At 42.2% G+C, this 218-nt stretch carries 1 pseudogene; it reads left to right on the forward strand.

From position 1 onward, the window contains the following. A pseudogene (locus RTW80_RS31190) lies at window positions 1-218 on the forward strand (ISAs1 family transposase); the annotation flags it as partial.

Genomic DNA, 218 nt, shown 5'->3' on the forward strand with positions numbered 1-218 from the left:
GGCAGAGAAGAAATCCGTCTTCATATTGTTTGCGATGTCCCTGATGAACTTATTGATTTCACGTTTGAATGGAAAGGTCTGAAGAAATTATGCGTGGCAGTCTCCTTTCGGTCAATAATAGCAGAACAAAAGAAAGAGCCCGAAATGACGGTCAGATATTATATCAGTTCTGCTGATTTAACCGCAGAGAAGTTCGCCACAGCAATCCGAAACCACTG

It is taken from the genome of Escherichia sp. AM3 (genome assembly GCF_032029835.1).
GTDB lineage: Bacteria > Pseudomonadota > Gammaproteobacteria > Enterobacterales > Enterobacteriaceae > Escherichia > Escherichia coli.